Annotated in this window: 8 protein-coding genes; 1 reads left to right on the top strand and 7 read right to left on the bottom strand. The window is 44.2% G+C overall.

Features of this window, described 5'->3' with window-relative positions; all coding sequences use genetic code 11:
- Positions 1-162 precede the first annotated feature (162 nt).
- A complete protein-coding gene (locus Q7J27_00875) occupies positions 163-690 on the bottom strand; it encodes a hypothetical protein (GenBank protein MDO9527693.1) in 528 nt (175 codons plus the stop codon).
- A gap of 160 nt (positions 691-850) precedes the next feature.
- Between Q7J27_00875 and Q7J27_00870 the strand changes: the two genes are divergently transcribed.
- Positions 851-1,915, top strand: a complete 1,065-nt coding sequence (locus Q7J27_00870) for an IS110 family transposase (GenBank protein ID MDO9527692.1) — start codon at positions 851-853, stop codon at positions 1,913-1,915.
- A gap of 189 nt (positions 1,916-2,104) precedes the next feature.
- Here Q7J27_00870 and Q7J27_00865 read toward each other — a convergent pair whose 3' ends face one another.
- From Q7J27_00865 to Q7J27_00840, 6 genes are all read right to left on the bottom strand, one after another.
- Entirely contained in the window at positions 2,105-2,476 is a 372-nt protein-coding gene (locus Q7J27_00865) for a hypothetical protein (GenBank protein ID MDO9527691.1), read from the bottom strand.
- Positions 2,477-2,538: 62 nt separating this feature from the next.
- Positions 2,539-2,937, bottom strand: coding sequence for a transketolase C-terminal domain-containing protein (locus Q7J27_00860; protein ID MDO9527690.1), 399 nt, complete (start codon positions 2,935-2,937; stop codon positions 2,539-2,541).
- Between the two features lie 406 nt (positions 2,938-3,343).
- Positions 3,344-4,567, bottom strand: coding sequence for a DegT/DnrJ/EryC1/StrS family aminotransferase (locus tag Q7J27_00855; protein ID MDO9527689.1), 1,224 nt, complete (start codon positions 4,565-4,567; stop codon positions 3,344-3,346).
- A 16-nt stretch (positions 4,568-4,583) separates the two neighbouring features.
- Positions 4,584-5,414: an amidohydrolase family protein gene (locus tag Q7J27_00850; GenBank protein MDO9527688.1), complete on the bottom strand. Its 831-nt coding sequence runs from the start codon at positions 5,412-5,414 to the stop codon at positions 4,584-4,586.
- Positions 5,407-6,753 carry a hypothetical protein gene (locus tag Q7J27_00845; protein MDO9527687.1) on the bottom strand — a complete coding sequence of 449 codons (1,347 nt, stop codon included), beginning with the start codon at positions 6,751-6,753 and terminating at the stop codon, positions 5,407-5,409. Before Q7J27_00845 ends, Q7J27_00850 begins: the two co-directional genes overlap by 8 nt.
- 89 nt (positions 6,754-6,842) lie before the next feature.
- On the bottom strand, positions 6,843-7,156 hold a 314-nt coding region (locus Q7J27_00840; protein MDO9527686.1), incomplete at its 5' end, for a hypothetical protein.

The raw sequence follows: 7,156 nt of genomic DNA, 5'->3' as shown, positions 1-7,156 counted from the left end.
GCGAAGACTGTGCATAAAAAGAAGGAATTTACGGTGGGCTACCCATTCAATAACCCTGCAAGGGGGTGGTACACTTTTGCTTGACTACAAACACTACGAAAAAGCAGGAAATTTGGTAGGTAATTCTAATTGTCGCCGGTAGGTATAAATAATTGTCGTTAATCATGGTGAGCAGTATATTAAGAGAAACTCTGCTTTTTTTAATGATCTAATAATGTCCTTTACTACTCTATATTTATCCTCTGCATTAGTTATTATCGCTTGCCTTTTCTCACAAAGTCTCTGATAGTAACTACTGTTTCTCTCGAGTTTTCTTTCCATAGCATATTGTTTTTTTATTTCCTCAGTCAATTTAAGGTACCCTTCAAGTTCAACGCTATCTAGTTCTACAAACACCGGATAATAATTATATGGACAAAGAAAAGTTTCTCCTGTTGCCGGATTTATCTCTGTTAATGCCCTTTTTAAAGAAAATTCATAAACCACTTTTCCAAAATAATCCTTGATTATATCACTACCCTCTTCATCCATATATCTTTCCGGGGTGGCACTTAATCCCAACCGATATTTAAAAATTGGTAGTAATCCTTTTTGGAAAATATCGGCTCCAACCCAATGTACTTCATCGCAAATAAGTAAAATATTTCCACCTAATTCTGAAATTATCTTAATAAACTTGTCGGAGCACAAAGTATTATAGGTTGTATAGACTATGCAATTTTCAATGCGATCTCCGTTAAAGTCAATTGCCTTATCAGCTAGATGATATGATAAAGTGTCAAGTTTTTCTCCGAGGATAAATGTTAAAATATTCTTTAAAAGAATACTTCAATAGCACAAAGGAGGAAACATGGCACAAGAATATTTGCCCAAGGATTATGACGTTTTTTTAGGCATCGATGTTGACAAGAAAAGGTTTTCTTTTACCGTCAAGGATCATAGTATGATGAGTAAGTCTAAAACCATACCATCACAACCACAACAGCTGTATAACTATGTCACTAATCAATTCGCCGGCAAAAAGGTGCTCTTTGCTTATGAAGCTGGACCCACCGGGTACCAGCTTCACGATTTCCTGTCGGCCAGGAAGCAGGACTGCCTGGTCGTATCGCCGGCATCTATCCCGAAAGCCTCAAACCAGAAAGTGAAGAATAATCGCATCGATTCCCAAAAGATCGCCGAGGAGTTAAAAGCCGGGAACCTGATACCCATTCGTGTTCCCCAAGGCGCGTATCGTGAGTTGCGGCACCTGGTTAATCTTAGAGAAGATTACGTACATAATCGTAAAGTGGCCAAACAGAGAATAAAAGCGCTGCTGCTCTATGTCGGCCTGAATTCAGAGATTCCCGATGTTGAACAGAACTGGTCAAGCAACTACATCAAGACGCTTAAAACTCTGCCATGTTCTGACGCCGTGCGTCAAAGAATAAACATGCTCCTGATGGATCTTGAGTACGCCCGTAAGCAAACATCTTCTGTTATGCGGGCACTGCGGGCCCTGGTTAAGGACCAGCCGGAAATTCAAGAACAGGTGCGCCACCTGGCCTCCATCCCGGGCATCGGCTTTATTACCGCGGTCACCTTGCTTGGCCGTATCGGCGACCCCGGGAAATTAAAGAATGTCAGAGAGTTGTCGGCTTTTATCGGTCTGGTGCCGACCGAAAATTCAACCGGCGATGATGTCAACCGCGGCTCCATTACCCGTCTGGGCAACCGCATGTTGCGTTCACTGCTTATTGAAGCTGCCTGGTCAGCGATACGCAAGGACAGCGAACTGAATCAATTCTACGGTAGAATTAAGAGCCGGCACCATCCGAAAATCGCAGCCAGAAAAGCGATTGTTGCCGTGGCGCGCAAACTGACACACCGAATCTACTGTGTTTTAAAAGAGCAAAGGCCGTACATTGTCCGCTGAAACGTTTTCAGGTATATTGACTGTTTATCGGAATCCGGAGCCCGTTCTTGGGGGACGCCTCGATAAGAATCAGAGCTTAAACTCAGGCTCGATTTTTAGACAGAGACCCCCGAGAAATTTCAACGAAAGAATCAAAGAGTGTGGTCCTTAACTGGACGCCACGGATAACAGATAGTTCGGGTTCGATTCTCAGTTGCCTTGAATACAGAGATTTACCCGTTGGCTTGACACTTTACATAACAGACTCTTAAGCGTGCTCCAGGAAGCCGGCGGGTATTCATACGGCGCCAACGGCACATTTTCTTCGCCTTTTAGCTTTATTCCCAACGGTTCAAACTCCACGTAATCATCGGGCCAACCAATGCTCCAATCAGAACCAAATCTCGTTACCGCTTCCACGCGGGACTTAACCATTTTGTCGACATTGTAAGTATATTCGCGATAACTTATTCCCGCCATGCGCACATCAAATAATTCGCTCTCGGCAAAGATGGGCACCCTTTTCGGAATACCAAGATTAACGCAGGTTTTGATATCGTCTAATACACCGGAATAAGCCATAAATCTCCTTCCGTATAAACATGAAAACCGAAAAACGTTCTTCTTTATCCAGCCAATGTTTTCTAAACGGTTACGGCTATCTTTTCCGGGGATATGCCGTACTTACCGCGCAGCCATTCCTGACTACCGACCAGGGAAACGTAAATATCCGGGAAAGCGATACGCTTGAACTTGATGCCGCTGACATTACTATCCGCCCGTACCTCCGCCACCGCGCTCCCCATACCGCCGGAGAGGTTATGCTCTTCCACGGTGATGATAGCGCCGGTCTCCCGGGCGCAATTTTTAATCATCTTGACGTCTATCGGTTTATAAGTATGCAGCGCTCCCAGGAAACTGCAGTAGAGCAGACCTTTTTTGTATAACGCTTTGGCGCGCTCTTCAAAGAATCTTATCCGGCACATCAACCGGAACGCTTCCAGCAGTTTTTCCCTAACCAGCAAATCTTTCTTTTTTTCCATTCCCAAAATTAATCTTTCGGTCTTTAAACTTCATTTAACCTCAAAAATGCGTGAAAAACGATAATATTCTACTCTGAAAACATGGAAAACAGTAAGCTATTAGCGAAAAAATGCTACAATAAAGGTCGAATAAGTTCCATCACACAAACTTCCCTAAAAGGGTATTTTGTGTGTTATGCCAAAAATGCCAAAAGGAACTCAAAAAGTCCATTTTTTCCTTCGACGAAACCCACATTACCCACTTTGGTGGGATGTGGTTGATTCAGCGTTTTTGCAAGTAACTCAAATTATGTTTTGTAGTGTTTTCAACGATCTGCGGTCAAAAAATTGCGTTTTCACGCATTTTTGAGGTTTAAACAGGAGGTAACGGTTATCGCTGTAATATGCATTTTATCCCCCACAATCACTACCCGCATTGTACATCCTCCTTCCCGTAGAGGCGCTCCATTTTTTCTAATGCCGCAATCGTGGCCTTAACCTCGCGATTTGTCCATCCCTCATGAATAAGTATTCTAATTGTATCCCGTAAAGCCCCTTCGGCGTTTGGACAACAGCCCGTGTAGTCTATTTTTTCCGTACGCTTCATAAGACTCCACGGCAACTGAGAGTTCCCGAATGTACGCCGGTGCTTTATCCACGGCTGATCATATATTAATTCCACGTAATAAGCACCGGCAGGGATACCCTCTTTATTCAAAGCAGTCACGCACTTTTCTTTGCTTATTTTCATCTTGCTTGCGTCATAATAGACAAACACGAACCAATGCGCCGATTTTGCTCCTGGAATCGTTTTCCGAAACCGGAATGCCTGTAAATTGCGCGTGCCTTTCTCAAGCGCCTGCACAATTCGTTCCCTCTTGGCAATCATACCGGCAAGCCGCTTCAACTGCACCCGTCCGATCGCAGCCTCCAGATCGGTCATTCGATAGTTTAAGCCCAAACGCACGTTGGCGGACTCCTCACTGTTGAAAGGCTTGCCGCGATCGGCAAAGCGCTTCGCTCTCCAGTAATACTCCTCGCTGTCCGTGACAACCATGCCGCCCTGGCCTCCCGAGGTCATATGTTTAATACACATCAGGCTGAACGCCGCCATATCTCCGAAAGTCCCGATGAGCTTTCCATTCAGCCGGGCGCCGGGCGCCTGAGCGCAATCCTCAATCACCTTCAATCTATGCCGCCGGCAGATTGGCATAATAGCTTCCATGTCGGCCGGGTGACCGACGAGATGAACAACTATCACTGCGCCGGTATGTCGGGTAATGCGTCGCTCGATTGACTTCGCCGAAATGTTCAGCGTGTTGTCTTGCACATCCGCAAAAACAGGGATACACTGCTGCATTAAAACCGGCGCAATAGTTCCCGGATCCGTGATCGGCGGCACAATCACCTCAGTCCCCGGCTCCAACTCCAGGGCGGCAAGCGCCGTGTGGATCGCCGCTGTCCCTGAGCTGACAGCCGTGGCGAATTTGCTGTCGAAATACGCAGCAAATTCCTTTTCGTATGCATCGACCTCTAGGCCGGCATACCTCTCAAGGTAAACGTTGCCTTTACGTATCGCGCGGTCCATGACGCGACACACAGCCCGTCTTTCCGCCTTACCCAATGAAATTCTAACCGGAAATTTCCTCATCGTATTATCTCTCCTCTTAAAATTTCAAGATTCGCTTTGCATTATCCTTCACAATCGCCTGATATGTTTTCTTATCCAACCCGATGTGTTTGAGAAATTCAATAATCGGCGTTTCTTGCCCTAACCTCAAATAGTCGGTGCCAAAGAGAAGCTGCTTTGCATGCCGCTCCAGAAAAGCCTTGCCAAATTCCGGATCGCGGCTAATCGCGTAGTAACCGCTGTTTGCAGAAAGGTCTCCATAAAGGTTGGGGTAGATAGAAAAGAGGCGGTCCAGTTGGCCGCCGGGAATAATTTTCTCTTTTGGATAACCAGGTTTCGCGTCTTCTTTGGTTTGGGCGAAAATTTCGTACCAAAAAACCGCGTGCCCCAGAAAAATAGTTTGAGGATACTTCTTGAGCATCTCCTCAAAATGCGGCAAACCAATTTCATCATAAAGACCGTTCAACTTGCCGAAATGAATGGTTATGGGCAAACCGAGTTTACCGCAAACCTGGTAAATCCTCTGCATTCTATTATCATCAACCCGCATGTTAGCCAGGACTTCGCCAAAACCTCTGCATCCCTGGTCAACATACTCCGTTATGATTGGCGTGGGGTCCCAATTACCATCGTTGGTACAATGTCTTGGGTCAACATTGCAAAACGGGATAATCCTGTCCGGATACCGACGGTACGCCCGCAGGACTTCTTCCGTAGTTACGTAATAGTCCAATTCCTCCGGATTCTCTATCGGCAGAACTACCGCTTTTTCAATTCGGTTCCTGTCCATAAACTGAAGCAACTCTGCCGGCTTCAGAAACCTCTCGCCATACATAATCCTGCCGATATGTGTATGTATATCAATCATCCCGCCTCCAACCCTTTGTATTTTTGCTTCTTTTTTTTAATTTGGGGAAGTATTCTTTCTTCAATAATCTTTCTCTCTCCGTCTCCGGAGACCCCAGGTAAAACCTGGCATTAAACGCCAATACCTTGTCTATGATTTTTCGCATATAATCAACCGGAAGTATATAATAACAAACATAGCCTATGCTATTACTGATATTATATCCAGAAATCACATAACGCAGGTACTTGTCGCTGGCATTTGCAACCCCTTCAGCCCGCATGATATAGTCGGCATACGTGTCTATGAATGGGCAATAGATATTTCGACTGATTAGGGGGTCGACTGTACAATGAACATAGAGAATCTTATCACCCAGCAATTTCCTTGCATCCCGGACCATCTTGTAAGAGTAGAGTATATCTGTAGAAATCCCATCAAAATAAATTCCATTAAAATCATATTTTTCCAGTACGCCCTTCACCTGCTCCAAGAAATCCTCTCCTTTAGCCATAGAATAGAATGGACTCATATAAGGAATTACTTTCATCCCAAGAGAATGGGCTTTCTTGATAATTCTTACCAGGTCTTTTTCATCTACCGGCACATAGTCGAAAGTGCAAAAACTGGCATCCTCGTAGAGATCTTCCACAGTCTTCCTTGGCTTACCCGCTCTCGTAAGTTTGCCGTGCCAGATTAACTCGTCATGTAAAACCAGAACATTGGCATATTTTCTTGCCTCTTCTATCATTTCATTTGTCAGCGGTGATGGCGGCCAATGCCCCAGGCAGCCATGGTGAACAACCCTTTCTTCAAAAGATTGGGCATAGTTGAATCTCCGAGGGGGAAATACGGAAACCAGGAATCGAAAAGACTTATCCAAACTATAGTTGATTTCCCATTCCTGGGATGTAAAATTGGTAAATTCTATATTTCTTAAACCTTGATAAGGATAGAACCCCACCCCTCCGGTTTCATCAATTAATAAAATGTGGCCGTTTTTCTGGGCGCTGTAGTCGGGCAGAAAATTCCCTTGAATTGTAATATTCAGTTCATTCAAGCTATAAACATCCAATAGAGAATCGCTGTTTATCTGCAATCTTGTGTATCCCCCTCCGCTTCCTACTACTTGATGGAGCACACAGGTGTTCTCGTCTTTTTTTTCTACGCTCAAGGTAGAAAAGGAATGATCGAAACCAACCGTAGCTATCAAACGCTCCTTATTGAGGAGTTGATAGCAAAGAATTTCGCCTTTTTCCTTAGATTTATCCAGGATGTATCTTGCTCCAGTAGTAATTACTGTTATCCTGCCCTTTTCTTCTTTTACGCTTTCAACCTTCATCTCTTTTCTAATATCCATCTTTGATATTCTCCTTATTTTACTTATTTAATCATTAATTTAACCATTATATTATTATACTTCAAAAAAATGTTCTTTCAAATGACTATTTATTGCGTTTTTATTACTTCGAGGTCATCGAACCAGACAGTACCGGTTGCTTCAGATAAATCTAATTCTATCCGGGTGGAGGCAGCTTCTTCAGGCACTGTTATACTTACGGTATATTTCGTCCAATCAGTCGTGCCGGTTATAGTAGGACTATACACGGTTGGGCTTGAGATGTATTTTCCATCTCTACTCAAAAAATATACCCGCAGATAAACTCCGTCACCCAAAACATTTTCGGTCTTTATGTATCCGGAAAGGGCTATTTTAGTACCAACGGGGATACTTAAGCTCTGCCAAAAATAGCCATCGTTTT

It is taken from the genome of Syntrophales bacterium (genome assembly GCA_030655775.1).
Taxonomy (GTDB): domain Bacteria; phylum Desulfobacterota; class Syntrophia; order Syntrophales; family JADFWA01; genus JAUSPI01.
Note: the sequence above shows the minus strand (reverse complement) of the source record. Positions and strands in the feature narration are given on the sequence as shown.

Coding starts and splice junctions, on each gene's coding strand:
- Q7J27_00870 (MDO9527692.1), top strand. CDS start 851: ATGGCACAAGAATATTTGCCCAAGGATTATGACGTTTTTTTAGGCATC.
- Q7J27_00865 (MDO9527691.1), bottom strand. CDS start 2,476: ATGGCTTATTCCGGTGTATTAGACGATATCAAAACCTGCGTTAATCTT.
- Q7J27_00860 (MDO9527690.1), bottom strand. CDS start 2,937: ATGGAAAAAAAGAAAGATTTGCTGGTTAGGGAAAAACTGCTGGAAGCG.
- Q7J27_00855 (MDO9527689.1), bottom strand. CDS start 4,567: ATGAGGAAATTTCCGGTTAGAATTTCATTGGGTAAGGCGGAAAGACGG.
- Q7J27_00850 (MDO9527688.1), bottom strand. CDS start 5,414: ATGATTGATATACATACACATATCGGCAGGATTATGTATGGCGAGAGG.
- Q7J27_00845 (MDO9527687.1), bottom strand. CDS start 6,753: ATGGATATTAGAAAAGAGATGAAGGTTGAAAGCGTAAAAGAAGAAAAG.